The sequence below is a fragment of the Bradyrhizobium sp. WCU1 genome, assembly GCF_053474805.1.
The window spans coordinates 3,022,995-3,048,616 of the sequence record NZ_CM130280.1 but is presented as its reverse complement, the minus strand read 5'-3'; the positions used below and the strand labels follow the sequence as shown (position 1 = coordinate 3,048,616).

Here is a 25,622-nt window from a genome sequence, read left to right as displayed (position 1 = left end):
ATGGCCGGGGACATGCCCGGCCATCGCAACTTCGATCAGTTCAGCGTCGCGGCGCTTACTTCTTCGCAGGCGCCATCTTGTTGTCGGCGGGCTTCGGCGCGTCCTTGGCGGCATCGGCCGGTGCGGCCGGGTCCTTGGCGGCGTCGGCCGGCTTGTCCATGCGCTCGACCTTGGCGGCCTCGCGCAGCTTGGCGACGTAGTCGGCCTGGGCCTTGCGGGTCACATAGGTCTCGATCTGGGCCTTCACCTGCTCGAAGTCGGGCGCCTTGCGGTTGCGCTTTTCCTCGACCTTGATGATGTGCCAGCCGAACTGCGACTTGACCGGATCGGAGATCTTGCCCGGCTCGAGCGCGAAGGCGACCGCGGAGAATTCCGGCACCATCTGTTCCTTGGTGAAGAAGCCGAGGTCGCCGCCGTCGGAGGCGCCGGGATCCTTGGACTTCTTCTTGGCGAGCTCGGCGAAGTCAGCCCCCTTGTCGAGCTCGGCCTTGATCGCCTTGGCCTCATCCTCGGTCTCGACCAGGATGTGGCGCGCGCGCACCTCCTGCTCGCCGGTGATCTGCTTGGAGGCCTCGTCATAGACCTTCTTCATGGCATCGTCGGTGGTCGCGGCCTTGCCCTCGCTGGCAAGCAGGCTGTCCATCAACAGGCGGTTGCGGGTGAAGGCGAGCCGCTTCTTGAAATCGTCGTTGTTCTCGATCTTCTTGTCCTCGGCGGCCTTGGAGACGATCTTCATGTCGATCAGGAAGGACAGCACGTTGTCCTTGCGGGTCGAGGGGTCCATCTGCTGCAGGCTCGGGCCGAGTTCCTCCTCGGCGAGCGCCACGTCGCTGGCGTGGATCTCGGAACCGTTGACCTTCGCCAGCACCGGGTCCGATTCCGCGGCGCGGACCGGCAGGCCGGCAGCCAGCACTGCGACAAGACAGCCCGTGGCGGCCAGGGCGGCGAGGCCGAGGCGCAGGCCGGTTTTGATTTCCGGAGGCGAGGTGGTCATGCAAAATCCTTGATCTAAAGGGGGAAGCTCGAGCGGGGCGGACACTCGCCCAATCGTGTTACATTGGCAACGCGAAAGTCTTGTCAAAATGATGAATTCCTTGACATCTTGGCGACGTTGACAACCCCCCGACCGGGCCATATCTCTGGCCGACCGCGTCAGCGGTGAGAGCGCTTATTTTGCTGCGTTTTTCGCCGTTGAACCCAGGATGGCCCGTTTCCCACTCAATTGGCGGAGGAGCCCCGGGTCGGGGCTCGAGTTGCAGCGCGTCACGGTGAGTTGATAGGCGATCTGGCGGACCATCTCAGGCTGTATTCCAAGACTTAAGCTTCAAGACTGAACCAAGACCGAACTCGAGACCGAAGAACAGGAATTTCGCATGATCGGCGCGCTCGCCCGCAAGTTTTTCGGCTCCGCCAACGACCGCCGGGTCAAGGGGTATCAGTCCCGCGTCAACGCCATCAACGCGCTGGAGCCCGACCTCGTCAAACTGACGGACGACGAGCTCAAGGCCCGCACTGCCGAATTCAAGCAGCAGCTAGCCCAAGGCAAGACCCTGGACGACATCCTGGTCCCGGCCTTCGCCACGGTGCGCGAGGCGGCCAAGCGGACGCTCGGCCAGCGCCATTTCGACGTCCAGCTGATCGGCGGCATGGTGCTGCACGAGGGCGACATCGCCGAGATGAAGACCGGTGAAGGCAAGACGCTGGTCGCGACCCTTGCGGTCTACCTCAACGCGCTCGCCGGCAAGGGCGTCCATGTCGTCACCGTCAACGACTACCTCGCCCGCCGCGACTCCGGCTGGATGGGCCAGATCTACGCTTTCCTGGGGCTGACCACCGGCGTGATCGTGCACGGCCTCGACGATGCCGAGCGCAAGGCGGCCTATGCCTGCGACATCACCTACGGCACCAACAACGAATACGGCTTCGACTATCTGCGCGACAACATGAAGTACCGCCTGGAGGACATGGTCCAGCGCGAGCATTTCTACGCGATCGTCGACGAAGTGGACTCGATCCTGATCGACGAGGCGCGCACGCCGCTGATCATCTCCGGCCCGCTCGACGACCGTTCGGATTTCTACAACACCATCGACACCTTCATGCCGAAGCTCGTCAAGAAGGACGACTACGAGGTCGACGAGAAGCAGCGCACGGTGACGCTGACCGAAGGCGGCATGGAGAAGCTCGAGAACCTGCTGCGCGACGCCGGCCAGCTCAAGGGCGATTCGCTGTACGACGTCGAGAACGTCTCGGTCGTGCATCACGTCAACCAGGCGCTGCGCGCGCACACGCTGTTCACCCGCGACAAGGACTACATCGTCCGCGACGACGAGGTCGTCATCATCGACGAGTTCACCGGCCGCATGATGCAGGGTCGCCGCTATTCGGAAGGCCTGCACCAGGCGCTGGAAGCCAAGGAGCACGTCACGGTCCAGCCCGAGAACCAGACGCTGGCCTCGATCACCTTCCAGAACTATTTCCGGATGTATGCCAAGCTGTCCGGCATGACCGGCACGGCGCTGACCGAAGCCGACGAACTGTTCGACATCTACAAGCTCGAGGTCGTGGAGATCCCGACCAATTTGCCGGTGGCGCGTCTCGACGAGGACGACGAGGTCTATCGCACGCAGAACGAGAAGTACGGTGCGATCCTTGCCGAGATCGAGCGGGCCAACAAGCGGTTGCAGCCGGTACTGGTCGGCACGGCGTCGATCGAGAAGTCGGAAGTGCTGGCCGAGTACCTCAAGAAGCACGGCTACAAGCAGATCGACTTCACCTCCGAATCCGGCATGGAGAAGCTCTACGCCGCGGCCCGCGCCGGCAAGCCGGCAAAGCTGTTCGCGGTGCTGAACGCGCGCTTCCACGAGCAGGAAGCCTATATCGTCGCCGAAGCCGGCGTGCCGGGCGCGATCACGATCGCGACCAACATGGCCGGCCGCGGCACCGACATCAAGCTCGGCGGCTCGCTCGAGATGCGGATCCAGCAGGAGACCGCAGGCATCACCGACGAGGCCGAGAAGGCCAAGAAGATCGAGCAGATCAAGGCCGACATCGAGCGCTTCCGCGAGATCGTGCTGAAGGCGGAAGAGGATTTCGAGGTCGAGCCCGCCAAGGGCAACAAGCCCGCCAAGACCGTGAAGAAGCCGGGCGGCCTCTACATCATCGGCTCCGAGCGGCACGAATCCCGCCGCATCGACAACCAGCTGCGCGGCCGCTCCGGCCGTCAGGGCGATCCCGGCCGCTCGAAATTCTTCCTGTCGCTGGAAGACGACCTGATGCGCATCTTCGGCTCCGACCGGCTCGACAGCATGCTGCAGCGGCTCGGCCTGCAGGAAGGCGAGGCCATCATCCATCCCTGGATCAACAAGGCGCTCGAAAAGGCCCAGCAGAAGGTCGAGGCGCGCAACTTCGACATCCGCAAGAACCTGCTCAAGTTCGACAACGTCCAGAACGACCAGCGCAAGGTGATCTTCGACCAGCGCGTCGACCTGATGAAGGACGACAGCGTCGTCGAGACCGTGACCGACATGCGCCATGCCTTCGTCGAGGACGTGGTCGCCAAGCACATCCCCGAACATGCCTATGCCGAGCAGTGGGACACTGCGGGCCTCAAGGAAGAGCTGAAGCGCGTGCTCGATGTTGACCTGCCGGTCGACGAATGGGCCAAGGAAGAGGGCATCGCCGACGAGGAGCTGCTCAACCGCATCGAGAACCATGTCGACGAGCGGATGGCGGCCAAGGTCGCGCAATGGGGCCCCGACGTGATGCGCTACGTCGAGAAGACCATCCTGCTGCAGACGCTCGACCATCTCTGGCGCGAGCATTTGATCATGCTCGACCATCTGCGCCAGGTGATCGGCCTGCGCGGCTATGGCCAGCGCGATCCGTTGCAGGAGTACAAGACCGAAGCCTTCAATCTCTTCCAGGAGATGAGCGCGCATCTGCGCGAGGCGGTCACCGCGCAATTGATGCGGGTCGAGATCGTGCCGCCGGACGAGCCGCCGCAGCCGCTGCCGATGATGGAAGCCCACAAGCTCGATCCCAACACCGGTGAGGACGAGTTCGCCCGCGCCAGCCTCAGCGAAGCCACCTACGCCCAGGCCTCGCTGGCGCCGGCCATGTCCGCCGCCGAGCGCAATCCGAATGACCCGGCAAGCTGGGGCAAGGTCGGCCGCAACGAGGATTGCCCCTGCGGTTCGGGCAAGAAGTACAAGCACTGCCACGGGCGGTACGCTTAGCCAATGATTTCAAGTAGTTAGGCGTCTCGACTGTTCAAAACTCGGTCGTTTTTGTCTAACTCTCGAAAGCATTTCAATCCTGGTGGTGCTTGCTGAACTTCAGGGACACCACGAATGGACGGCGCTCGCTATCTTGAAGATGGCAAGCTCACGATTTTTCGCCGAGCCGGCACCTACTACGCCCGCCTGCGACTTTCGCCGGGGAAATATGTAACTCGGTCTTTGAAGACGACAGTTGAGGAGACTGCCGTTCAAACAGGCCGTCGGCTGCTGTTCCAAATGGAACACCGAGCCGAGCAGGGCTTGCCGCCAAAATCCAAATTATTCTCGACTGTCATCGACGAGTACATCCGCTTCCGTGAGCGGGATCATGCGCACGGCAAGACCTCAACGGGGATGCTGAGGCAGATCAGAAGAGTTTCGAAGTTCTGGCGTGAGTACGCTGGGCAGCTCGCCGTCGAGGACATCAACGACAAGGTGATGCGGGAGTTCGTTCCCTGGCGCCGTGACTACTACGCCTCGTTCGACAAGCTGCCGAAGAACGCCAAGCGGTATCCCACGGATAAGACGCTTCAGTGGGACATGATGCTCGGGAAGGCCATCGTTAGGTGGGCCGCTGAGCAGGGCTGGCGAGGCAACAAACCGCCAATCACTATTTCCTTCACGCCGAAAAGGAAACGTGTGCGTCCTGCGTTTGAGCGCTGGGAATACTGCAAGCTTTGGCGCACCTTATGTAAGCGCATCAAAACGGCAAGAGATGTTCGCACCCGCAAAAGCAGGGAGCTGTTGCGCAGTTATGTTCTTGTCTTGGCCAACTCAGGCATTCGCACCGGCGAAGCAAACAATCTGAATGTCCGTGACGTTCACCCGTTTACAGATGAAAAAGGTCGCAAAAATTTCCGCTTGGTAGTGCGAGGAAAAACTGGTGAGCGGGACGCCATCTTGAGATCGGTCGCAGCCAAACGATTGGACAAATACTTGACAAAGCGTCGGAAGGAAGATCCCGACGACTTGCTGTTCGTCATGCCAGACGGATCGAAGATTATCACGCTCATCGATCAGCTGAATGCAGCTTTGCGAGGTGCCGGGGTCGAGCGGAGTAGCTTCAACGAAAAGTATACTGTCTACAGCCTCCGACATTTCTATGCAGTCAATACGCTCCGCAATGGAGTGGGCGTTTTCGAAGTCGCCCGCAACATGGGTACATCAGTGCAGATGATACAAGAGTACTACGGAAGGCAGGCTACGCCTGCTGTGTTTGCTACGAGACTCGGCGACTAGCCCACGAATTTCCTGGTCCCTGAACTGGCTCTGCGGGCAAAAGCTTGTGCGCCTTGGGACCTCGGGCTTTGCCAGGCAACACGACTCGCTTACGTTGAAAGGACCGGATTCCCAACTGGAGATTCGCAAGTGTGGTTACAAACTGCCTGTGATGCTCTGCTGTCAGGGCATGTCCTTCAGCTTCGATACGACGGTTACAATCGAGACGTTGAAGTCCATGCCGTCGGAATTACTAAGGAGGACCACGCTGTTATGCGTGTTTGGCAGGTTGCCGGAGGCAGCGTCAGTAATGAACCTGTGGGTTGGAAGCTATTGCGATTGGACGAAGCAACTGGCGCTTTCGTTACTAGCCAAAAATCACTGGCACCCCGCCATGGCTACAAACGGGGAGATAAGACCATGATCACCATCAAATGTCAGCTCTAGCACGCCTCAGTCGCTTGGTCCGATTGAACGAGAAAGCGACGAGAATCTAGGAAGCCTGCGATGCCTAAGAAACTAATCCCTATGGCTATTGCGTACGATTTCGACGGGACCCTTGCGCAAGGCAACGTGCAAGAAAATACCTTTATTCCCGCTATCGGAATGACAAAAGCCAAGTTCTGGTCTCGCAACAAGGAGAGAGCAGAGAAACACGAGGCAGACGAAATTCTCTCTTATATGACGTTTATGTTGGAGCGAGCAAAAGCAGCCGGAGTGCCGGTGCGTCGCAGAGACATTGCCCAGCATGGCAAGACGGTCAAATTGTTTCCCGGCGTCGAAAAGTGGTTTGCTCGGATCAACGCTCATGCTGGTCGACACAATGTGAAACTGGAGCACTTCATCATCTCGTCCGGCATCAAGGAGATGATAAGGGCGAGCAAGATCGGTCGCCAGTTTCGCAAGATCTTCGCCTCTTCGTTTGCTTATGACGAAAATGGCGTCGCTAGCTGGCCCGCATTGGCGATCAACTACACCACTAAGACGCAATACTTGTTTCGGATTAATAAAGGGGCGCTTACTGTCAGCGATCACAAAAAGATCAACGAATACGTCGATCCTGACCAGCGACCGATTCCCTTCAGCAACATTGTGTTTATCGGTGATGGCGATACCGACATTCCTTGCATGCGCCTGGTCCGTGAGCAGGGCGGCCACTCAATTGCTGTCTACCGACCGAACACGTCCAGCAAGAAGGCGCAGAAACTGATCACGGACAGACGGGCAGACTTCATTTCTCCGGCAGATTATTCTGACGGAAAATCGCTGGACCTCATCATGAAAACAATCATCGAAAAGATTGCTGCAAGCGATGCTGTGCGCCAGATGAAACGTAACAGTTAGCTAGACCAAGATTGGTCCATGCCAGCACTGGCGAATGTTGTGTCACGGGACAACAGCAATCGACAGGCACCAGCGAAACCGGCGTTGCTAAGGTGACAAGCCCAGGGATTGACTGCTTACTGAAGGAGATCAATTGAAGCTAGCGTTGATGACCGAGGCCAATACCCAGCTTCAGCGCCTTCTGACGTAATGAACCTTCGGTGCGTTTCATCTCTTTCGCAATTCTCTTGAGAGGTGTTCTCGCCCTCGAGTGTGCCTTCAGTGCTTTGATGTCATCTTTCGAATAGCGAACAGGAGTCCGCTTTTTTGCTTTTTTTGCCATTGAGGGCTCCTTGAATTGAGGGGCCTTCGTAACAGGACTTATCCCCCTGTCAACATTGAGGTGCAGAAGAAGGGCGCTCGGCTAAGATGGGCGGAAATTCGATGTTGAAGAGATCCCCGATTGTAACGCTCTGGTCATGCCCGATGGAGCGCAAATCATCACGCTCATCGATCAGCTGAATGCGGCGCTCCGAGACGCCGGGATCATCAGAAGCAGCTTCGGTGAAAAGTATGCCGTCTACTGCGTACGGCACTTCTGTGCGGTGAATGCGCTGCGAAATGGCGTCGGCGTGTTTGATGTCGCTCGCAACATGGATACATCTGTGCAGATGATCCAAGAGTATTACGGTAAGCAGGCCACACCAACCGTGTTTGCAACTAGACTAGGCGACTGAATTTACGAAACTAATTCGTAAAATGGTGGCTAGCTCATTCGGGCAATCCCGGACAACTATTTACAAAACGATACTTTGCGGTATTCTACCTAAGGGAGAGCAAGCTCAATGACTCGCCCAATTTCAGCTAAGCAATTTTAGGAGTCGAGAAAATGTCGAAACCAGAAGATGTTGCTAAAGCTCTCGAAGAACTCGAAAAGGCCGGTGCTAAGATTCATGAGGGGGACGCCAAGGGAAAAAAGGTCACCGCCTCTGTGATCGGAGACATTCGGAAAGGAGTGTCGCCGCAGTTTGACGCCTGGGTGAGCTGGACGAAAAGCTTCTAAAGAATGGCCCAACAGCAGATAATTTTCAAATTGGCAGAAAGGTGCAATATTAATTGCACCTACTGCTATTACTTCCACGGCGGCGAACGAGATTTTCTAAGTAAGCCCGCAAGAACAAAGGCAGATGTCGGAGATGCGCTGAGCGATTACCTCAAGCGTACTTTGGCCGCTGGAGAGATAGATAAAGCGCAAGTAATTTTCCACGGTGGAGAGCCGTTGCTTTACGGGAAGAGGCGGTTCGACGCTTTATGCAGCAAATTGCGATCTGACATCGATTCCCCATCCCTGGATTTATGCCTTCAAACAAACGCAACACTGATCGATAGCGAGTGGATTGGAATTTTTGAGCAACATGATGTGAAAGTTTGCACGTCCTTAGACGGTCCTCAATCTGTGCACGATTCATTTCGTGTTGATCATAGGGGACGAGGGACGTACCAGAACGTTCGGCGTGGAATTGATTTGTTGATCGAGGCTAAGAGAGCGGGCAGACTTTCAAGCGTGGCTTGCCTCAGCGTCATTCAGCCAAAATTCTCCGGGAGGGACGTTTTCATCCATCTAGTAAATGAAGTTGGGTTTGATCAACTCGACTTTTTATTCCCGGATGTCACGCATGACAATTTCACTGGGGATTCGAAGTCATATGGCCGCTTTTTGATTGAGGCGTTCGACGAGTGGTTCGCCCAGGACAATCCGGTCGTGAACATACGTGTGCTTCGCTCGACGATGTCGGTACTTCTGGGAGGCAAGTCGTACCTGGCTGGGTTTGGCTCGAGCCAGCCAGACGCCTTTACTGTTCGCTCGGATGGCGCTGTTGAGCTGGACGATTTCCTGAGAGTCTGTGGCCTAGACGTTGTGGATACGGGCCTTACTCTTAAAGACCTGCAGCGCACGGAACTGCGTTCGCTGATCTCAGCTCGAGCTCTCGACGCTCAATTTAGTAACCTACCATTGAAATGTGCTGACTGTGACGTGGCGGGCGCTTGCAAGGGAGGCCAAATCTCTCACCGCTTCAAAGCGGGAAATGGCTTCGAAGAACGATCGGTTTTCTGTGAGGGGCTGTATGATCTCTTTGTGCATGTTGCGAAAGCATTGGTCGAGGCAGGCGTAGCCAGTCAGTCTGTTGTTGGACTTTCTCGTCTAGAGATCGTCCAGTAGTCCGGCGGACGCTGATAAGCGAGCCAGACAACACGGCTATCCCGTGGAACATGAGGAATGCTGTTAGCGCCTCCTCCAGGAAGGTTAAATCAAGCCTAACGAGCTTTCCGGCTTGCCTTGTGTGTATTCAGAAATTCAGCCGGTTCAACCTCGAGCGTCGCAGCAAGCTTCTCGATAATCTTTAAGCTGGCGTAGAACACGCCCTTCTCAAGCTGGCTCAAATAACTCCGGCTAATACCCGCCTCATAGGCGAGGTCATCCTGCGAGAGGCCCTTCGCATTCCTTATGCGCCGTAGATTTGTGGCGAACACTTCCCGCAGGTCCATGCAGGGAAGCATCGAGTGTTGTTCAATATATCACACCTCGATATACTGAACAAAATGTGCTATGCCGCTCGTTGTTAGCTTCTTTTGTTGAGCGACGGGGGCAATTTGAAAATGCGCTACTTGCCGCTACTTTCGGTCTTAATGCTTGCGGGCTGCAATTCCGGAGATCTCACTTGCGACTCTCCGCAAGTCACTACGGTCGTGACCGATATTGCCATGAAGGGCAAAGGCAGCATGTACACCGCAGCGAGAACTGCGCTGCCGTCTGTGGTTGATCCATCTACGTGGTCAACGTTGGAGGCCGAAGCGAAGCAGATTAGCCGCAAGATCCAAGCAGCAAAAGTGCGGTGCGGCAACTCTAGTATGGTGTGCGAGGATATGAGCGTCACGCCCACGTTGGCTGCATTTCGTAATATCAACTATAATGGATCAAGGCCGATGACTGCGGCCGAAGTGGCGTATTACAGCTCCAACTTCCTGCCTTTGTTCGATCAATTGCGATCCCTTCAAGACAAGCGGAAGGCGATTCAGGAAGAGGCTCGGATCAAAGAAGAAACTCAATTAGCGGAGTTCGATAAATCAGTTCGGTATGAACTCGGCCTTATCCGACCGCAGCAGAAAAACGAGCAGACTGGTGCAATTGCGTGCGAAGGTCGACTGTCAATGCATGCTTCAACTGGGACTTGGTATCGTGAAGTGTTCTACACAGCCGAGCGAACGACGGATGGCAACGTCTTTGTTCGAGCGCAAAAGTCGGATTGACGAGACAGCATCCCCGTTGAGGTCTTGCCGTGCGCATGATCCCGCTCACGGAAGCGGATGTACTCGTCGATGACAGTCGAGAATAATTTGGATTTTGGCGGCAAGCCCTGCTCGGCTCGGTGTTCCATTTGGAACAGCAGCCGACGGCCTGTTTGAACGGCAGTCTCCTCAACTGTCGTCTTCAAAGACCGAGTTACATATTTCCCCGGCGAAAGTCGCAGGCGGGCGTAGTAGGTGCCGGCTCGGCGAAAAATCGTGAGCTTGCCATCTTCAAGATAGCGAGCGCCGTCCATTCGTGGTGTCCCTGAAGTTCAGCAAGCACCACCAGGATTGAAATGCTTTCGAGAGTTAGACAAAAACGACCGAGTTTTGAACAGTCGAGACGCCTAACTACTTGAAATCATTGGCTAAGCGTACCGCCCGTGGCAGTGCTTGTATTTTCAACGGAAGTGAAATTGTGGAGTCGTTTCAACGAAGTACGAACCCTATGGTTTGCCCTGTCAATCTTTTGTCAAACGGCCTGCCTTTTCTTCAGTGCATCGTGTGCTGCTGATGCGCTCCAGCGTTGTCAGAGTCTCTGATGCGTTTCGTGGTGGGACCAGTGCTTCGGGACACCTAACTGCTTTGGACGCATCGTCGGGCTTCGTCGTGAGCTGCTGGGCTAAATGTACTGTTGCGTTGCTCCGATAGCGATCTGGATTTTCACAGGTGAAATTGGCTTCGGGGGCATTCGACCGGACACGTCGTGCCGGTGGTGATGTCGATGAGCTGACGCAGCGGCCACGGCGCTTGAAATGCCAATAGACAAAGCGGGCGATAGATTAAGGCCTCAGATGAAATTAAGTTTTCGTAATGCGGCAATTGCCGGCGTCGTCGAGAGCTAAATACCAAGACTCTCCCTACAGCAAATCTCGGGTGCCAAACCTGTCGAGTTCGCAGCAAGCGAATGGAGTTCAGTGAGGACATCACGCCAAACGAGATTGGACGAGTCGCAAGCTACTGATGACACGTTGTCGGTGGCATGATGAGGGCGACGCCGCAACCTACTGCGACCCTCGAGCCGCACAGCTTCGGCCAAATGGGGCTGTGTTTGCTAGCGCTGACGAACAGGACGTAAAAGGGAGACCGCTCAGCCACCCCTTACCGAAGAGTGTCCGCATTTGGCGTGTGTGACGGGGCTATATGCAAGCTTCCACGATCATGCTTTGGCCTGCTCGGCTGAAGTGTGATTGAAGGCAACTGCAAGATTGGACTTAGGTACTTTGGAATTGTCCTCGTGATTGTTCACCCAATCAGTGGACACGAGCGCAGCGAGTATCGTCCGCAAGGACGATTGCATTTGATTCTATGGTTTCAGGCTGAACCATCATGCTGCGGCATTGGCAGCTAATTGATCCGGCCGTCGACGATACGAAATGATCCAGTTAAGGGAGAAATGGAGCTGGGGGTACTTTTGCTTATACTCCTGCTGGTATTGCACCGGTTAAATCGGCTCGAGCACTCTCCACCTGATCGAGCAAATTTTGTAGCTCGCCTTTTAGGTCGTCATGGTCAGGACCATACTCAATCACAGCTATGTTGTACGTTGCCCGCCAATCACGAATCATGAATTCATGCTTGCCCTGTTTTATGAGCGCATAATGAGGCTTACTTTGACGCCCCGATATTCGGACATCCTCAAGCAACAGGAGGATGTCAGGATCCTCTAGGCCGCAGCCGATGAAAACAATCGTGTTCGTTAAAAAGATTGCTCTCAGAACATCATAGAACCTTGGATAGTCTCTTTTCGCCTCGTGATATTGAGCCTTAGTGAAGATCATTTCATCGATTTTGTCGATGGTGCCATGCGCCTTCACGATGAGCCTCGTATCGGATCGAAGCTCATCAGCTAGAATTGCTGCTCTATAATCTATGATTTTAAATGCATCCATTCCACCTGGAGCCGAAAAGCAATACCGTTCATAGATCTTATCAAAATTGGTCGTGATCACTATTCGAGCATCGAGAGCATTGATGATGCGATGTAGTTCGCTGGGCTCAAAGTGAGGGCTATTGAAATGGCTATCTAGGAATGCGTGATAGTCCGCTTGATCGGACAGATCCTTAATCGCTTGAAGCGCTACTAGAAGCTTTCCTTCCGATATCAAAGCGTCTACCGCCGCACGCTTTGTCGGATCTTTCACCAAAGAGCAAGCCGCTGAAAGAAAGGTCTTCCAGTCCGGCGGTCGATTACCAGCCGGATTGCTGGCGGTAGCAGATACGCCAGCACCCAGGAAGAGAACACATCGCCCTTTGGCGATTTCGTTTATCAAGGTTGAGGGCCAGTCGATCATGGGCGCTGAACATCCGCAGCGGCTTGGCTATTCACATTGTTCAGCAAGCGATGACACACGACTTTCATCAGCTGTGCATAGTCAGCTACTTGGCGCACTTGATTCCCAACAACTGCCTTGTGTTGTGTAAGTGCGTGAATTGGCACCCGCTGTGACTGAGCAAGGGGAACCAGACTGTAGAGAAACGGGATGTGTCCCAGTTCTAGATCTTCGAACTTCAAAAAGTCAGGTATAAAGGCGCCGAGGCTTTCTTGCACCGTCTCAGGGATATCTTGAATTATTTCGTCATAAGCCTTTACCGGACGGGCCTTTTCTTTGAATTTTCGTTTGACATACTGCTGAACTGAATATCCGGCCAAACGAAATTTTACACTCGTGTCCACGATTCCAGAAAATTCGCTCAGTATCGTCTCGTTCTTTCGCTTGAGATTAGCGACAGCTCTCTCATAGTCATCCGACCAACTCTTGATCCATGCGGAGATATTCCGGATGCCCAAGAGGCTGAAAATGTCGGACCCGAATGGCGTGACGATGTAATCACAGCTCAACAGAATTGTACGATTTAGGGCGCCGAGCGACGGACCAACATCGAAAACAATGAGGTCATATCGGTCGCCGATTGAATGAAGCAACTGCGACATCCAGTTGCTGATTCTATAGCCCCGGATCGGATCGGCGCCTTGCAGATCGCTCCAAGCTTGACTGAGCCGATCTTCAACAAGGGACATATTGGGATGCCCTGCGATTAGGTCGGTCTTGTAAGCGTTTTCTGATGACCTCACGGGCTCGAATGTCCCTTCGATCGAAGGCTCGCCTCGCTCTAGTGGTTTAAGGTAGTGATAAAGCGTCTTTCGAGCGCTGAAACGATCCCAGTAGATTTCACCCAGCAGATCCTCCTCGAGGACCGACTGAGTTGCATTGCATTGCGGATCACCATCCACTAGCAGCACCCTCTTGCCGAGGTGCATGTTCAGGTAAGAAACGACGTTGCAGGCTAGGGTCGTCTTCCCAACGCCGCCTTTATTATTGAAAAAGACGATTGTCTTGGCGGTCAATGGCGACCTCTATCTCTGATTGTACCAAACGACATCAGACGTGGACGGAAGAATCAAGCTGATAAGTAGCCGTTTTCCATAGGTTTCAAATTGATAAAAAGGATGATATTCCTCGCCTTGGATTGGGCGAGAGGCATTTTGTGCAAATCTTCTTCCGAAAGACTTCCTCGATTGGTAACTCACAAACAGAGAAGCGTCTGTCCAGCGACGTGCAGATAGCTCTGCGCTATGTGAAGAGTTCAAACGAAGATTTCGTTGTGAACGATAGCGCCTGGTACTGGAAAAATCCTGCGGGCAAGGCAAAGCCCTCCGTAACCAACTCGGCAAAGTTTATTACGGGGCGCTTCCAGTCAAAGTTACGGGAGCTCGGTTGGGCCACTGACAAGACGATCCTTGATCAAGAAATCGACGGATACCTTGAGGTCGAAGACGAGTTCGCACTCTACCGCTTGGAAGCGAGCCGCCTTATTGAGCTGTTGCAGGCCTATGAAAAGCTCTCGGGAGCATCAGCGGGTCCAATCGCAACGTCAATCCATCAGAGTTATTGTCTTCGAGCGTCGCCTGGGTTGATCCCGGCGCTCAAGGGTTTGGAACATTTCTTCAGTCGTAGTGATGCCAAGACCACTTTTCGGTGCGGCGTGGAGTTTGAAACGGGGAATATTGCAAGTTCGTTTCGAGCAGCAATGAAGTTGGACTATCTTTTCAAAGAGAAGGCGCTCGATCTCGGCATCTTCATTACTTCGAATGACAAAGCAAATTGCGCTGCCCGCATATGGCCTGTCTCGAATCGCAACGGCAGTTTCCAGGAATTGGACAGGCGCAATTTTAGCGAGGCTGTCACAATCCCATTGTGGGAGATCGGCTTTGCGCCGGATCGGTTCGATGCGAATGCAAAGTACCTCGCCGAGGACGGCTCTCTCTACGAGATGAATGCTACTGGGAAGCAAGAAAGGATCGATTCAGTCCTGTACGATCAATATTCAGACATCAGGGGGCATATCAAACTTAAGCCGGTTGATTAATCCTCAACGTGATCGTCGTTGCGGTGATGTTTGATTTCCGCATCTTCCAGCCGGTCGACAATTACATCACAAAAATCCAACTCGATGCCAAGCCAACGGCGGTGCTTCTTTTCGCAAACTGCGAAGGTAGTTCCACTGCCACCGAAGGGGTCAAGGACGACGTCTCCCGCACGGGTGGATAGCTCCACTACTCGATCTACCAGCCGAGTAGACAGCGCATTGGCTCTCCGGTTCTTTGATTTGAATTTCCAGTGGCGAACAGGGGGGATGTCGGTCCACACGTCTTTTAGGTTTACCCCGTTCGGGTGCATGGCGTGTCGATGCCCCCCGTAGTCTCTGATCTCCTTACCGCAGTGCCGGCATAACTCGATGGGAGTTCTAATTTTTCTGAAGGTCTTGGGCTTGCCCTTGGAAAAATACAGAAGGCTGTAGTGACTTGGATAAAGACGCCCAGGAATTGGGAGAGAGCTTTTGAAGTCCACAGCAATGTCGTGTCGGAAGTCGAGCCCCCGATTCATCAGGTAGGCGCCGATCAATATGTTCCAGCGAGGAATATTGTAGATGAATAAGGACCCGCCTGGCTTGAGGACCCGTACACATTCTTCAATCCAAGCGTAGCACCAATTCAGATACTCTTCGGAGGATCGATTGTCGTTGGAGCGGCTCCCATATTGCTTGTTGAGGTTGAACGGCGGGTCCGCAAATACGGTATCAACGCATTCGTCTCTCAGAAGCGGCAGCACATCGAGGCAGTCTCCCTCGAAAAGGGCACCTAGGTCAGTCTTGTAGACGGGACGAGCACTATTTTTTTTCGCTAGGAAATCAGCAGCATTGAAGCGTGCCTCATGAAAGACGAATCCCTTTTGAACAGCAGTGCTCATTGAATGTAAGTTTCGTTATCCTCTAGGCGTAACCAGTCAGGCACCCGACCAAGAACAGATATAGAACCTGACTGGCTATGCAACTGCCAGATTGGCAATTTCGGTGGAAGACTCTCGAAAGTCTATCCGTGGAATCGACTGGACGTTAGGCAGCCCTACGGGGCGGCACCGGACGAGCCGACTTGCTCGTTTCGCTTAGCTGAGAATCAAGCTCGCCAGCTCGCACCGCCTTGATCAGCGCATCGATCACGGCGGGCAGCTTGTCCAATGAGCCAACGGCAATTGCTGCCTTACCCTTCTCGAACTCGATGCGCTTCGATCCGACCTTCACGGTCATCACGCAGGCACCGCTCTGATCCTGCTGCCACCACTTACTGGTGCGCAGGGGCTTCTCGACCAGCACCTTCTCGCCGCCCTCTTTCTTCTCCCAGCGCTTGATGCGTCGCTGGTATAGGGGATCGGCGAGCAACTTCTTCTGGTCTTCCAAACGGGACACCATGCGTTCCCGCTTCATGATCAGTGGGTCTGAGCTGGGCTTGGGCTGCGGCACGAAAGTAAGGGACTTCAAGATAGGGGACGACATCGTGTGCTCCTGCTTTCGAATTGGACTAAGCAGGAGTCGATCTACAGCCGTCGTTCGCACTGTCGAGCCGGAATGAAGCAGAATCAGCTGAAAAAGGTGAGTTTAAAATCTGCATAAATAACCCTGAGGCACGCCCCTTTGGCGTGCCTGCTTTTAACGGAGTTAGAATATGCAAGAAAATACGATTTCAAACTTTGAGCCCGGCATTTTAGCCGACGACAATGGTCGCACTTGGTTTCCTACCGTAACGAGGTGTCAAAAATCAGAGCCGCCAAAATTTCCGCCTGATGAGGACATCGAGCTTTGGCTGAAACACAATGCGCCGCTTTCATTTCAGCAACTCGCTGATATTCGTTACGCTCTCTATCATCGCTGCACCCGCAACGATTACTTCGTCGCACGGGCGACCGATGACCAATTCAGTCTAATAGGCCGACACAGCACCCTCGAAATCGTCAGCGACAATGCCCGCCAATATTTATTGTGGAGGTTGAGACTACTGGGCCGAAAAAAGAAATGGATCAGCGCTCTTCCTCGAACCAAGAATCCGAGAAGGTGATACCCCGTCCTGTGATCGGCCGAGGGGGCCATCCTCGGCCGATTGCTTTGTGTACCCAAGACGCCCATCTCAAGAAGGCGGGTTGGACCACATCGCTCAGCGTTCCATTTGGAACGTATCTCTTGGTTGGGTCTCGAATTCAAACTCTAGGCCATTCGCTATTCGCCTGAGATCCGGAAAATACAGCGTCACGATTTCGTCTAAACGGACGGGGTCAAATTTGACGCCTAGTTCGGCAAGACGTTCGGACAACCTGTCCCTAGCCGGAGCAGCACTGAGGGCCGACTAGCAGCGGGGGTCAAGAAGCTGACGCCGTGAAGCCTAGATTTCAGCGGGTCTGCGATTTTCTCAAGTCTATTTGCCGCAAAGATGAAACGACATCTGTGCTCGTTTTGCTCGATCAACACTCGCAAAGAAGCTTGAGCGCTCGCCGAAAGATAGTCAGCTTCGTCGATGAAACATATCCGCAAGTCGTCGGTCATGGAAAAGGGAGATCGAGCAAAGCCCTCGACCCGCTCTCGCATGAAATCAATCCCAGTTTGCGACGAACCATTGATCTGCATCACATCAAACGCATCCCACTTCCGCAGAAAGATCCGAGCGGCCGACGTCTTCCCTGTTCCTGGAGGACCATGGAAGATCATATTCATCGGACGTTTCTCCTCGATCATACGTTGAAGCCTTTCACTGGTGGCTGGCGGCAGCGTCAGGTCGCAAAAGCATTGCGGACGAAGGCGCTCCGATAGAAGGCTACGCTCGCTGTTATCTCCACTCATTGACTTTCATCCTCATGCTCGGTTTCGTCAAACTCGGGTGCGCTGACGGTCGCACCGTACTTGTCAGCAGACTCCTTGATCTCCCGATAGAGCTGCGTTTGCTCGCCGTGGCTCAGACTGGACCCGTCAACCTTGATGATGAATTTCGGCTTGTCGGAACCGCTAGCGGTAGCTGTCCGCAAATCAGCGGCCGTTATGCCGACATGCAAAGCGTCGTTTTGGACCAGTTCGTCGAATTCCTGAGGTTGCAATTTTGCAAGCTGGTAAAGGGTCGTCCACGAATCGGGCAGTCGGTCTGCAACCTTCAGCAAACGGTCGCCAGCCTCTGCGATTTTTCTCACTTTCCGATAAGTCGCCGAATTGCGTGGCAACCGAATTCGGTCGAAGAACCGCTGGACCGCTTCAACGGGGAGTTCCTCTTCAGCTTCGAGAACCAGTTGGCATTTTCGAATGTATATGTCTGCGGCGTCCTTGGTGAATTCGTAGTAGCCTTGAATGAAGTAGCTGAGCCTCGCTTCGATATCGGAGTTATCGTGCAGCCCAGGCAAAGCTCCGCCGTCGCCAGAATCGTGATTTCCGGTCATATCTAGTTTCCTGTTTGGGTTAGCTTAGTGCGGTGTAATAGCCTTCAGTTCCCGCAGTCGTCGGGCGAAGCTCCGCCGCTGCCAGAAATGACGTTTCATCTAGTCAATGGATTCTCCAAGAGCTTAGCGAAAGCGCCGTCCCATTAGCGACAACGGCAGGCATCAGACGTCCAGTTTCGTTTCAGTCACTTCAAAGGAACCGTGGCGTTGAGCGACACCTTCATGGCGCCATAGTTGATGAATCCGTTCGTGGTAGCGATAAGCTTGGTTTTCCCAGTCGAAGACGGCCTAGCCAGCTTGCGAGCTTTGGCCGAAATGTCGATCGTGAGGATCAAGAGATCACCTTTGAGTTCACCTATCACGTTCATTCCTGGCCTCTCCACGAAGTCATAGTCTCGTTGTGCGAGCATGTTCGATACTACTATTTTAGATAGAAGTTCCGGGCAGAGCGTTCCTGCGTTTGCTGCGAATGTCTTGGTCCGCTCGGGTTGTTGCCGCTTATGGAGTTGCGGTTTCGCCCACGGACCACCCATCAAACATCTCTCGTGTGACGTGGACCGTGACCGCCTGGCCCTCCTCCTCGAACCTTTCCAGCGTCTCTGCCCAGAAAGCCAAGAATGAGGTCATCGGCTCTGTCAGGAGGCTTTGAAGCGCCTGAGCTTCGCTATCGTCAGCTGACGTGTATGTTGCGGCCTGATTGCGGACCGATAACACCTTATCGAGTGCTTTTCTTATACGGTTGTAACCTCGTTCGGTCGGCTCGGCTGTTTTGCAGTAGTCAACAAAAGTCCTGTAGAATTTGATCCTTGCCTGCTCCGCCTTCGCAAAGAGCTTCATCGCTCGGTGGGAAAACTCCTTGTCCACAATGGGCAGGATTGGCAGACCCAGCTCCCGCAACTCTCGGGCATCGTCAATATTGATCACGTTGTCGGTCATTATCGTGCTCCTCTCGTCGCATATGTTTCCGTTTGCTCAGGTGTTTGATGCCGGCCGATAGCGCACGGCGGAATTGTGTTTCCGTCGCTAACGACCGACTTAGTTAGTTGGTTTAGAAGGCTGAGCTGAGGGACGGGCGGCCGTGCCTCAGCTCAGACTTTGTTGTTTCGCTCGGCTATTCCATAGGCTTCTCCATCGCTCGGGCGTCCTTGCGACGAGAAACCTATCTCGCTTTGAGTGTTTGGCAATCAGACGGCAGTTCTGTAAATCAGCAAAAACGCAACCAGTTGCGATCTAGCTTTTTCGAATCGGTTTTTTGACGCTTTTCAGGATTGCCGCATGGGCGACGCTCCTAGCGCCTTTTGGGAGGCGTCTACAGACCATCTCCGCAATGCAGCTCAAGAAATCGTGATGCCAATTTCTGCCATTAGATCAGCGATTTACACGTTGCCTAAGAAGTTCTGACCAACTATCAGCTTGAGGGGTATAATAAAACCGCAAAACCGTTTTGACCCTCACGAAAGGAAACCCCTCGGCGGGCGGTGATTCCTGGTGTTTGATCTTTCGAGTCCAGCGCTATGTAGGACCCCCAGCTCCATTTCTCCCTTAACTGGATCATTTCGTATCGTCGACGGCCGGATCAATTAGCTGCCAATGCCGCAGCATGATGGTTCAGCCTGAAACCATAGAATCAAATGCAATCGTCCTTGCGGACGATACTCGCTGCGCTCGTGTCCACTGATTGGGTGAACAATCACGAGGACAATTCCAAAGTACCTAAGTCCAATCTTGCAGTTGCCTTCAATCACACTTCAGCCGAGCAGGCCAAAGCATGATCGTGGAAGCTTGCATATAGCCCCGTCACACACGCCAAATGCGGACACTCTTCGGTAAGGGGTGGCTGAGCGGTCTCCCTTTTACGTCCTGTTCGTCAGCGCTAGCAAACACAGCCCCATTTGGCCGAAGCTGTGCGGCTCGAGGGTCGCAGTAGGTTGCGGCGTCGCCCTCATCATGCCACCGACAACGTGTCATCAGTAGCTTGCGACTCGTCCAATCTCGTTTGGCGTGATGTCCTCACTGAACTCCATTCGCTTGCTGCGAACTCGACAGGTTTGGCACCCGAGATTTGCTGTAGGGAGAGTCTTGGTATTTAGCTCTCGACGACGCCGGCAATTGCCGCATTACGAAAACTTAATTTCATCTGAGGCCTTAATCTATCGCCCGCTTTGTCTATTGGCATTTCAAGCGCCGTGGCCGCTGCGTCAGCTCATCGACATCACCACCGGCACGACGTGTCCGGTCGAATGCCCCCGAAGCCAATTTCACCTGTGAAAATCCAGATCGCTATCGGAGCAACGCAACAGTACATTTAGCCCAGCAGCTCACGACGAAGCCCGACGATGCGTCCAAAGCAGTTAGGTGTCCCGAAGCACTGGTCCCACCACGAAACGCATCAGAGACTCTGACAACGCTGGAGCGCATCAGCAGCACACGATGCACTGAAGAAAAGGCAGGCCGTTTGACAAAAGATTGACAGGGCAAACCATAGGGTTCGTACTTCGTTGAAACGACTCCACAATTTCACTTCCGTTGAAAATACAAGCACTGCCACGGCAGGTACGCGTAATCGGCTGCGATCGTCGCGATTGGAGGGTGGGCAAAGCGAAAGCATGTCCACCACGTCTTGCGTTGCTTTCGACGGTGGGCATGCTTCGCTTGGCCCATCCCACGATCTGTCGCTGCACCGGCTAAAGCATGATCCGGAAAAGTGCGAAGCGGTTTTCCGAAGAGATCATGCTCAAACAAAGGTCTAAAGCGCGATGATGATTCAACCAAATCTCATCGCGCTTTAGTGCGCGATGCACTTTAGCCTTTTGCGCATGGTCTCTTCGGAAGACCGCTTCGCACCGACGTCGTTGGAATTGGCCGGACCGACCGATGTTCAGCTGTGTCGCGCCAGCGTCTGCGACGGACGCTCGCCAAAGGCCTCGAAATAATGCCGTGCAAAATGACTTGCATTGGAGTAGCCGCAAGCCAGGGCGGTCCCGATAACCGTGGTCTCCGAAGTGGGTGCCGAAAGCAGCTCGCGCGCCCGTTGCAGGCGGACCAGTCTGGCAAACTGCATGGGCGAGCGGCCGCGAAATTGGCTGAACGAACGAAAAAGCGTCCTCGCTCCAACGCCCGCGACCGCAACGAGTTCTTCGATCGGAACCAAGCGAGACCAATTGGCTTCGATATATTCCTCGGCCTTCCGAACGTGATGAGGCGCCGCAGCGGCAGCCGCGCCCTGCAGAAAGCGACTATGCGAGTGTCGGCCGGCCTCGAGAGCCGCAACGATGACCGCCTGCTCCAGCTCGCGCAACGCAAGCGAAGGAACCTTCGCTGACGACGACCAGTTCACGGTCTCGGCGAGAAACAGTGTCGTCTGCAGCAAGCGCTGCGAGCGCTCGAGTGTCATGTCCAGCGACGGCTCAAAAACGAGCTCGCCGCTTGGCATTCCGCCCATCAAGGCGCTCAACTTGCGTTTGAACGCGTCAGGAGCAATTCGTAGCGCGAGACGTCGGTGGCCGCCGCGCAAGTGAAGTTCAGAGTGTTGCCCCGGCGGGAGGATACATGCGCGCTGCTCGTCGATTTCGGCGAATGCGTCTGCCGTTGCTGTCGTGCCGCTACCACTAATCGCAAACTGCAAACGAAAATGCGCCTCTTCGGGGAAGCTGCACGTGAAGTCGGTCGTTGTCGCCACATACACCAGGCCGAGTTCGTTGAGCGAAACGACACTGGCCCGCACCTCGAATGGGGCTGAAGACACGTGCAACTCTCTGACGCCGAAGACTGCCAGCGCCGACCGTTTGAGCCGATCCATGTCGGTTGCAAGAACTTGAAAGCGATCGAGCAAATGCCTTTGTTGCTGCAACGAAGACAATTCGAACAACGAGCCTCGTAGGGCGGGGGCGGTGTCGGGCTGCAGGACTTGGTCGTTGACCCGGCGAGCCAGCCCGACAAATACCTTTCGGTTTTGCATCATCTGGCACGTGACGCTGATCTCGACCGGATAACTCGAGCCGTCTCGTCTGACCGCGATCTCGCGGAAGGTCATCGCCATTCCTGGCTCTGCATTTCCCCACTTCACCGCGTTCTCGGCAGGGGTCGCTCCGATCGAGATATCGTTGATGGTCATCGCCAGGAGTTCTTCGCGCGAATAGCCGAGATCGATTGACGACTGTTCGTTGATATCGAGAAATCGGCCCTGCGCGTCGTGCACAAAGAAACCGTCGGGTCGATCAAGAATGAGATCGTGACGGTCGTCGTCTTTATTCATCCAAGAGCAGCCCTGCAAATGTTCGTTCGGCAAATGCCGAATACCAAATATTCACGGAACATCCACTGGCGCTGCTCAGACCATTGTCGTCGCCTTCGCTGCGGCTTCGCGTCTATCCAACCAGTCGATCAATATCAAATGAGCCTCCGGCATCTGTTCGGTAAATCAGGACAGCTGTCAAGCCGCATTCGTCCCTCCGCTGGTTCGCGCCGTGTCATCGCGAGAGGGCTGAGCAGAGTTTGAAATGAAGCAGGTCTGACCCGGATCGCGTTCGTCATTGCGAAGCATGATGTCGACGCGCCGCGCTCGTGCATATTCGCCGAAAATTGAGCTTGTGTTGCCGCGACTTAACGAAAATAAATCACGCGGTGCGATCAAGACGCGATCGCGCCAGCGTCTTCCGACGCCGTGAGTTCCGGTTCATGTGAGTGCAACGCTGCGTCCGTGCCGGTGCTTCGGCAGATTTCCAGAGTCGTTCGCGATCGCGCGACGATCACATCGCTTCTCGATGCATGGTGCTCAGGTGATTCGACGCCATGACGCTCGATCGATCAAGCTGGAACCTTTCGTCGTGGCACGAACCGGTCCTTCGTGGCGCTAACGGGCTTGCATGTCGCATCTGTTGGTTGGCGCAGGAGTGGTGCGACGCGCGAGCCTTGGCGCGATCTGGTTCAGTTTGACGCGAACAGGGCAGCAGCTCCGTTAAGCTCTCGGCGGTAGATGAATCTAACTCCGCGAGGCTTGACGCGGTTACGTGGTCACGAAGAAATGGAACCGTACGCGTGCCAGAGAATGTCGTCAGATTCCGCGCGAGGCGGATGCAGCTGTCCGAACCGGCTGATTCGGAGTCGCAGTTGCCCGGTGCCGACTCGATCTATCTTCGGCTCAGTCAATTGCTCGAACGCCAGAGGCAAGAGCTGGGCCGGTTTCGCGCCGGCCTGGATGGTTCCGTCGCACAGGGTGGAATGTCGCTGCAGGAGCAGGATGCGGCATTCGTGAGCCTGCTGATCGTGGCATCCGATATTCAAAGGATCGACAGGACGCTCCGTTCGCTGTCGGCGATCCGCACGTACCGGTGATTGAAACCCGTGGTTTCCGAGAGGCCATCCTAGTCAACATTTCCAACGGCGCGGCGGTCTCGAAGGCCTGAATTTCATCGCGAATCGTTGGCCAATCCAATCAGGAGGACATCAATGTTTGGTCGCAAAGAGCGTGCGGACGCGCAAGCCCTGATCGATGCGCTCGATCGGTCTCAAGCCGTGATCGAGTTCAACGTGGATGGCACGATCATCACGGCGAATCGTAATTTTCTCGACGCCGTCGGCTATTCGCTGGAGGAAATCCGCGGGAAGCATCACAGCATGTTCGTCGACGCGTCAGAGCGGGACACTGTCGAGTATCGCGAATTCTGGGCAGCGCTCGGCCGTGGAGAGTTGCGATCGGCGGAGTTCAGGCGTGTTGCAAAGGGCGGTCGCGAAATATGGATTCAGGCGTCCTACAATCCGATCGTCGACAAGCAGGGCAGGCCGTTCAAGGTGGTCAAGTTCGCGACCGACGTCACGCGGGCGAAGGCCCGCAATCTGGATGCGGCCGGCAAGCTTGCCGCGATCAATCGCACGCAGGCCGTCATCGAATTCGAACTCGATGGCACCATCGTCACGGCCAACGAGAATTTTCTCGGGGCGCTCGGCTACTCGCTCGCCGATATCAGGGGGCAGCATCACCGCATGTTCGTTGCGCCGGACGAGCGCGACGGATCGGCGTATCGAGAGTTCTGGTCACGCTTGACGCGCGGCGAATATCAATCCGGCGAATACAAGCGTATCGGCAACGGAGGCCGCGAAGTCTGGATTCTCGCATCGTACAATCCGATTCTCGATGACCAGGGCAAGCCGATCAAGGTGGTCAAGTTCGCGACCGACATAACCGAACAACGGCTCAAGGCCGCCGATTTCGCCGGGCAGATTTCTGCCATCGGAAAGTCCGAGGCGGTCATCGAGTTCAACATGGATGGCACGGTCATCACGGCCAACGAAAATTTTCTGAATGCATTGGGCTACTCCCTTCACGAGATCCAGGGGAGGCATCACTCGATCTTCGTTGCGCCGGCTGACAGCGGCAGCGAGGACTATCGGGCATTCTGGAAGTCATTGCGGGACGGCTGCTATCAGGCCGGAGAGTATCTCCGGCTCGGGAAGGGCGGTCGCGAGGTCTGGATACAGGCGTCGTACAATCCAATTCTCGATCTGAATGGCAAAGCGTTCAAGGTCGTGAAGTACGCTTCCGACGTCACGGCGCAAGTGATCGCGCGGAGAAAGAGCGAGCATGTCCGCGGGATGATGGAGTCGGTCGCGGCGGGCGCGGAGGAGCTCAACGCATCGGTCCAGGAGATTTCGTCCGCTATGTCCAAGTCGCGGGAAACGACGATGACGGCTGTCGGACATGTCGAGGGGGCGGACAAGCAGGCGCAACGCCTGACCGAAGCGGCTCAATCGATGAGCGGGATCGTGCAGATGATTCACGAGATCACCGGCCAGATCAATCTGCTGGCGCTCAACGCAACGATCGAGTCGGCTCGCGCCGGAGAGGCGGGGCGGGGCTTTGCGGTCGTGGCGGCCGAGGTGAAGAATCTTGCCAATCAGGCAAAGCAGGCGACCGACAAGATCAACCAGGAGATCGAAAGTCTCAATGGAATTTCGAACGATGTGGTCGAGGCGCTGAGAACGATCCGCTCAGCCATCCAGCATGTCAGCGAGTACGTGACGTCAACTGCCGCCGCGGTCGAAGAGCAGAGCGTGGTCACAAAGGAGATGTCGTCGAGTATGCAGCGTGCGGCGTCCGAAGCGGCGGCGCTGGGCTAATCGGCCGAGCCGGTCTGCGGAGGTGTCTGCCGCTGAAAGCGGGCGAGGCTGAGCGGACGCATTGAAGGGGCTCCCGATACGATCGTCGGCTGGTCGGGACCTGCCTGACCTGGAGTGTCTAATCATGGAGAATATCTTGATTTTCCCACGCAAAGCGCCACCGATCGCGGTGAACAGCGGTTCGATGCCAGATGCCGCGGGGCCCGACAATCCCGAGTGCGGCAACCAACGGCGATTGGCGGCGGAGGGCGCAAACGCCGCCGATGCCGGTGGTCAACTGCGGGCCAGATTGACCGGGGTGATTGGCCTCCTGGAGGGCGCGCTGCAGGAAATAAATCCGTTGCTTGAGACGTTGGCAGACGAGGAGCGTCGTCAGGAGCTGGCCTTGAGGATCGCCGTTGCGTGCCTCGAGGTAGAGCGTGCGAAATACAATGTCAGTCGCCTGATTGGTGGCTAGCGATTCTGGCGTGCTGTCAGCTTGGTGCGTGTGCGTCAGCGACAGAGTGGGTGTGATTGTCGTTGTCTTCGTCCGGATTCTATTGAGGCAATTGGCGGGTAGGTGAGGCGAACGACGCGACGCTCG

25 protein-coding genes are annotated in these 25,622 nt (G+C 55.3%); 11 read left to right on the top strand and 14 right to left on the bottom strand.

Annotated features, from left to right (window positions below):
- Positions 1 to 55: 55 nt before the first annotated feature.
- A complete protein-coding gene (locus ACTUWL_RS14120) occupies positions 56 to 994 on the bottom strand; it encodes a peptidylprolyl isomerase (RefSeq protein ID WP_021082203.1) in 939 nt (312 codons plus the stop codon).
- A gap of 379 nt (positions 995 to 1,373) precedes the next feature.
- On the opposite strand from ACTUWL_RS14120, the gene secA reads away from it, so the two are divergent.
- From secA to ACTUWL_RS14105, 3 genes are all read left to right on the top strand, one after another.
- Positions 1,374 to 4,238 carry a preprotein translocase subunit SecA gene (gene secA, locus ACTUWL_RS14115; RefSeq protein ID WP_021082202.1) on the top strand — a complete coding sequence of 955 codons (2,865 nt, stop codon included), beginning with the start codon at positions 1,374 to 1,376 and terminating at the stop codon, positions 4,236 to 4,238.
- Between the two features lie 114 nt (positions 4,239 to 4,352).
- Positions 4,353 to 5,519, top strand: coding sequence for a tyrosine-type recombinase/integrase (locus tag ACTUWL_RS14110; RefSeq protein WP_021082465.1), 1,167 nt, complete (start codon positions 4,353 to 4,355; stop codon positions 5,517 to 5,519).
- 486 nt (positions 5,520 to 6,005) lie between these two features.
- The gene (locus tag ACTUWL_RS14105; RefSeq protein ID WP_021082466.1) at positions 6,006 to 6,842 is read left to right on the top strand and encodes an HAD family hydrolase; all 837 of its coding nucleotides are present in this window, start codon (positions 6,006 to 6,008) and stop codon (positions 6,840 to 6,842) included.
- A 139-nt stretch (positions 6,843 to 6,981) separates the two neighbouring features.
- Here the strand turns inward: ACTUWL_RS14105 and ACTUWL_RS14100 are convergent, their stop codons facing one another.
- On the bottom strand, positions 6,982 to 7,164 hold the full coding sequence (locus ACTUWL_RS14100; RefSeq protein ID WP_021082467.1) for a hypothetical protein: 183 nt from the start codon (positions 7,162 to 7,164) through the stop codon (positions 6,982 to 6,984).
- A gap of 49 nt (positions 7,165 to 7,213) precedes the next feature.
- Positions 7,214 to 7,501: a hypothetical protein gene (locus tag ACTUWL_RS14095; RefSeq protein WP_146160414.1), complete on the bottom strand. Its 288-nt coding sequence runs from the start codon at positions 7,499 to 7,501 to the stop codon at positions 7,214 to 7,216.
- Between the two features lie 209 nt (positions 7,502 to 7,710).
- On the opposite strand from ACTUWL_RS14095, the gene ACTUWL_RS14090 reads away from it, so the two are divergent.
- Both ACTUWL_RS14090 and ACTUWL_RS14085 read left to right on the top strand, forming a co-directional pair.
- A complete protein-coding gene (locus tag ACTUWL_RS14090) occupies positions 7,711 to 7,884 on the top strand; it encodes a hypothetical protein (RefSeq protein WP_021082469.1) in 174 nt (57 codons plus the stop codon).
- 3 nt (positions 7,885 to 7,887) lie between these two features.
- Positions 7,888 to 9,042: a radical SAM protein gene (locus ACTUWL_RS14085; protein WP_021082470.1), complete on the top strand. Its 1,155-nt coding sequence runs from the start codon at positions 7,888 to 7,890 to the stop codon at positions 9,040 to 9,042.
- A 95-nt stretch (positions 9,043 to 9,137) separates the two neighbouring features.
- On the opposite strand, the gene ACTUWL_RS14080 is transcribed toward ACTUWL_RS14085, so the two are convergent.
- Positions 9,138 to 9,368 (bottom strand): helix-turn-helix domain-containing protein, encoded by a 231-nt coding sequence (locus ACTUWL_RS14080; protein WP_035653659.1) that lies wholly within the window; start codon positions 9,366 to 9,368, stop codon positions 9,138 to 9,140.
- 201 nt (positions 9,369 to 9,569) lie between these two features.
- Between ACTUWL_RS14080 and ACTUWL_RS14075 the strand changes: the two genes are divergently transcribed.
- Complete coding sequence (locus ACTUWL_RS14075) at positions 9,570 to 10,130, top strand: hypothetical protein (RefSeq protein WP_146160413.1); 561 nt, start codon at positions 9,570 to 9,572, stop codon at positions 10,128 to 10,130.
- Here ACTUWL_RS14075 and ACTUWL_RS14070 read toward each other — a convergent pair.
- The 3 genes from ACTUWL_RS14070 to ACTUWL_RS14060 form a co-directional block, all read right to left on the bottom strand.
- Positions 10,070 to 10,423 carry a hypothetical protein gene (locus tag ACTUWL_RS14070; RefSeq protein WP_197366639.1) on the bottom strand — a complete coding sequence of 118 codons (354 nt, stop codon included), beginning with the start codon at positions 10,421 to 10,423 and terminating at the stop codon, positions 10,070 to 10,072. The genes ACTUWL_RS14075 and ACTUWL_RS14070 overlap by 61 nt on opposite strands.
- Positions 10,424 to 11,587: 1,164 nt before the next feature.
- Positions 11,588 to 12,463 (bottom strand): SIR2 family protein, encoded by an 876-nt coding sequence (locus tag ACTUWL_RS14065; protein WP_021082262.1) that lies wholly within the window; start codon positions 12,461 to 12,463, stop codon positions 11,588 to 11,590.
- Positions 12,460 to 13,518 (bottom strand): ParA family protein, encoded by a 1,059-nt coding sequence (locus tag ACTUWL_RS14060; RefSeq protein WP_021082261.1) that lies wholly within the window; start codon positions 13,516 to 13,518, stop codon positions 12,460 to 12,462. The genes ACTUWL_RS14065 and ACTUWL_RS14060 overlap by 4 nt, the downstream gene beginning before the upstream one ends.
- Before the next feature lie 140 nt (positions 13,519 to 13,658).
- Between ACTUWL_RS14060 and ACTUWL_RS14055 the strand changes: the two genes are divergently transcribed.
- Positions 13,659 to 14,540, top strand: a complete 882-nt coding sequence (locus tag ACTUWL_RS14055) for a hypothetical protein (protein WP_021082260.1) — start codon at positions 13,659 to 13,661, stop codon at positions 14,538 to 14,540.
- Here ACTUWL_RS14055 and ACTUWL_RS14050 read toward each other — a convergent pair.
- Both ACTUWL_RS14050 and ACTUWL_RS14045 read right to left on the bottom strand, forming a co-directional pair.
- Positions 14,537 to 15,421 carry a DNA-methyltransferase gene (locus ACTUWL_RS14050; protein ID WP_021082259.1) on the bottom strand — a complete coding sequence of 295 codons (885 nt, stop codon included), beginning with the start codon at positions 15,419 to 15,421 and terminating at the stop codon, positions 14,537 to 14,539. The two genes, ACTUWL_RS14055 and ACTUWL_RS14050, sit on opposite strands and share 4 nt — an antisense overlap.
- A gap of 145 nt (positions 15,422 to 15,566) precedes the next feature.
- Positions 15,567 to 16,004 carry a DUF6641 family protein gene (locus tag ACTUWL_RS14045; RefSeq protein ID WP_021082258.1) on the bottom strand — a complete coding sequence of 146 codons (438 nt, stop codon included), beginning with the start codon at positions 16,002 to 16,004 and terminating at the stop codon, positions 15,567 to 15,569.
- Positions 16,005 to 16,173: 169 nt separating this feature from the next.
- Here ACTUWL_RS14045 and ACTUWL_RS14040 point away from each other — a divergent pair, with 169 nt between their 5' ends.
- Positions 16,174 to 16,563 (top strand): hypothetical protein, encoded by a 390-nt coding sequence (locus ACTUWL_RS14040; RefSeq protein ID WP_146160412.1) that lies wholly within the window; start codon positions 16,174 to 16,176, stop codon positions 16,561 to 16,563.
- Between the two features lie 227 nt (positions 16,564 to 16,790).
- On the opposite strand, the gene ACTUWL_RS14035 is transcribed toward ACTUWL_RS14040, so the two are convergent.
- The 5 genes from ACTUWL_RS14035 to ACTUWL_RS14015 form a co-directional block, all read right to left on the bottom strand.
- Positions 16,791 to 17,339, bottom strand: coding sequence for an AAA family ATPase (locus ACTUWL_RS14035; RefSeq protein WP_106940567.1), 549 nt, complete (start codon positions 17,337 to 17,339; stop codon positions 16,791 to 16,793).
- A complete protein-coding gene (locus ACTUWL_RS14030) occupies positions 17,336 to 17,923 on the bottom strand; it encodes a hypothetical protein (RefSeq protein WP_021082257.1) in 588 nt (195 codons plus the stop codon). The genes ACTUWL_RS14035 and ACTUWL_RS14030 overlap by 4 nt, the downstream gene beginning before the upstream one ends.
- Before the next feature lie 185 nt (positions 17,924 to 18,108).
- Positions 18,109 to 18,291: a hypothetical protein gene (locus ACTUWL_RS14025; protein ID WP_021082256.1), complete on the bottom strand. Its 183-nt coding sequence runs from the start codon at positions 18,289 to 18,291 to the stop codon at positions 18,109 to 18,111.
- Positions 18,292 to 18,421: 130 nt separating this feature from the next.
- A complete protein-coding gene (locus tag ACTUWL_RS14020) occupies positions 18,422 to 18,859 on the bottom strand; it encodes a hypothetical protein (protein WP_021082255.1) in 438 nt (145 codons plus the stop codon).
- Between the two features lie 1,942 nt (positions 18,860 to 20,801).
- Entirely contained in the window at positions 20,802 to 22,178 is a 1,377-nt protein-coding gene (locus ACTUWL_RS14015; protein WP_021081549.1) for a helix-turn-helix domain-containing protein, read from the bottom strand.
- Between the two features lie 818 nt (positions 22,179 to 22,996).
- Between ACTUWL_RS14015 and ACTUWL_RS14010 the strand changes: the two genes are divergently transcribed.
- The 3 genes from ACTUWL_RS14010 (at position 22,997) to ACTUWL_RS14000 (ending at position 25,496) form a co-directional block, all read left to right on the top strand.
- Entirely contained in the window at positions 22,997 to 23,257 is a 261-nt protein-coding gene (locus tag ACTUWL_RS14010) for a hypothetical protein (protein ID WP_021081550.1), read from the top strand.
- Between the two features lie 114 nt (positions 23,258 to 23,371).
- Positions 23,372 to 25,039: a methyl-accepting chemotaxis protein gene (locus tag ACTUWL_RS14005; protein WP_021081551.1), complete on the top strand. Its 1,668-nt coding sequence runs from the start codon at positions 23,372 to 23,374 to the stop codon at positions 25,037 to 25,039.
- Between the two features lie 124 nt (positions 25,040 to 25,163).
- Positions 25,164 to 25,496, top strand: a complete 333-nt coding sequence (locus ACTUWL_RS14000) for a hypothetical protein (RefSeq protein WP_021081552.1) — start codon at positions 25,164 to 25,166, stop codon at positions 25,494 to 25,496.
- Positions 25,497 to 25,622 lie beyond the last annotated feature (126 nt).

Coding starts and splice junctions, on each gene's coding strand:
- ACTUWL_RS14085 (WP_021082470.1), top strand. CDS start 7,888: ATGGCCCAACAGCAGATAATTTTCAAATTGGCAGAAAGGTGCAATATT.
- ACTUWL_RS14030 (WP_021082257.1), bottom strand. CDS start 17,923: ATGACCGGAAATCACGATTCTGGCGACGGCGGAGCTTTGCCTGGGCTG.
- secA (WP_021082202.1), top strand. CDS start 1,374: ATGATCGGCGCGCTCGCCCGCAAGTTTTTCGGCTCCGCCAACGACCGC.
- ACTUWL_RS14040 (WP_146160412.1), top strand. CDS start 16,174: ATGCAAGAAAATACGATTTCAAACTTTGAGCCCGGCATTTTAGCCGAC.
- ACTUWL_RS14050 (WP_021082259.1), bottom strand. CDS start 15,421: ATGAGCACTGCTGTTCAAAAGGGATTCGTCTTTCATGAGGCACGCTTC.
- ACTUWL_RS14010 (WP_021081550.1), top strand. CDS start 22,997: ATGCAGCTGTCCGAACCGGCTGATTCGGAGTCGCAGTTGCCCGGTGCC.
- ACTUWL_RS14045 (WP_021082258.1), bottom strand. CDS start 16,004: ATGTCGTCCCCTATCTTGAAGTCCCTTACTTTCGTGCCGCAGCCCAAG.
- ACTUWL_RS14005 (WP_021081551.1), top strand. CDS start 23,372: ATGTTTGGTCGCAAAGAGCGTGCGGACGCGCAAGCCCTGATCGATGCG.
- ACTUWL_RS14090 (WP_021082469.1), top strand. CDS start 7,711: ATGTCGAAACCAGAAGATGTTGCTAAAGCTCTCGAAGAACTCGAAAAG.
- ACTUWL_RS14020 (WP_021082255.1), bottom strand. CDS start 18,859: ATGACCGACAACGTGATCAATATTGACGATGCCCGAGAGTTGCGGGAG.
- ACTUWL_RS14065 (WP_021082262.1), bottom strand. CDS start 12,463: ATGATCGACTGGCCCTCAACCTTGATAAACGAAATCGCCAAAGGGCGA.
- ACTUWL_RS14015 (WP_021081549.1), bottom strand. CDS start 22,178: ATGAATAAAGACGACGACCGTCACGATCTCATTCTTGATCGACCCGAC.
- ACTUWL_RS14025 (WP_021082256.1), bottom strand. CDS start 18,291: ATGAACGTGATAGGTGAACTCAAAGGTGATCTCTTGATCCTCACGATC.
- ACTUWL_RS14105 (WP_021082466.1), top strand. CDS start 6,006: ATGCCTAAGAAACTAATCCCTATGGCTATTGCGTACGATTTCGACGGG.
- ACTUWL_RS14100 (WP_021082467.1), bottom strand. CDS start 7,164: ATGGCAAAAAAAGCAAAAAAGCGGACTCCTGTTCGCTATTCGAAAGAT.
- ACTUWL_RS14035 (WP_106940567.1), bottom strand. CDS start 17,339: ATGAGTGGAGATAACAGCGAGCGTAGCCTTCTATCGGAGCGCCTTCGT.
- ACTUWL_RS14110 (WP_021082465.1), top strand. CDS start 4,353: ATGGACGGCGCTCGCTATCTTGAAGATGGCAAGCTCACGATTTTTCGC.
- ACTUWL_RS14080 (WP_035653659.1), bottom strand. CDS start 9,368: ATGGACCTGCGGGAAGTGTTCGCCACAAATCTACGGCGCATAAGGAAT.
- ACTUWL_RS14120 (WP_021082203.1), bottom strand. CDS start 994: ATGACCACCTCGCCTCCGGAAATCAAAACCGGCCTGCGCCTCGGCCTC.
- ACTUWL_RS14000 (WP_021081552.1), top strand. CDS start 25,164: ATGGAGAATATCTTGATTTTCCCACGCAAAGCGCCACCGATCGCGGTG.
- ACTUWL_RS14070 (WP_197366639.1), bottom strand. CDS start 10,423: ATGGACGGCGCTCGCTATCTTGAAGATGGCAAGCTCACGATTTTTCGC.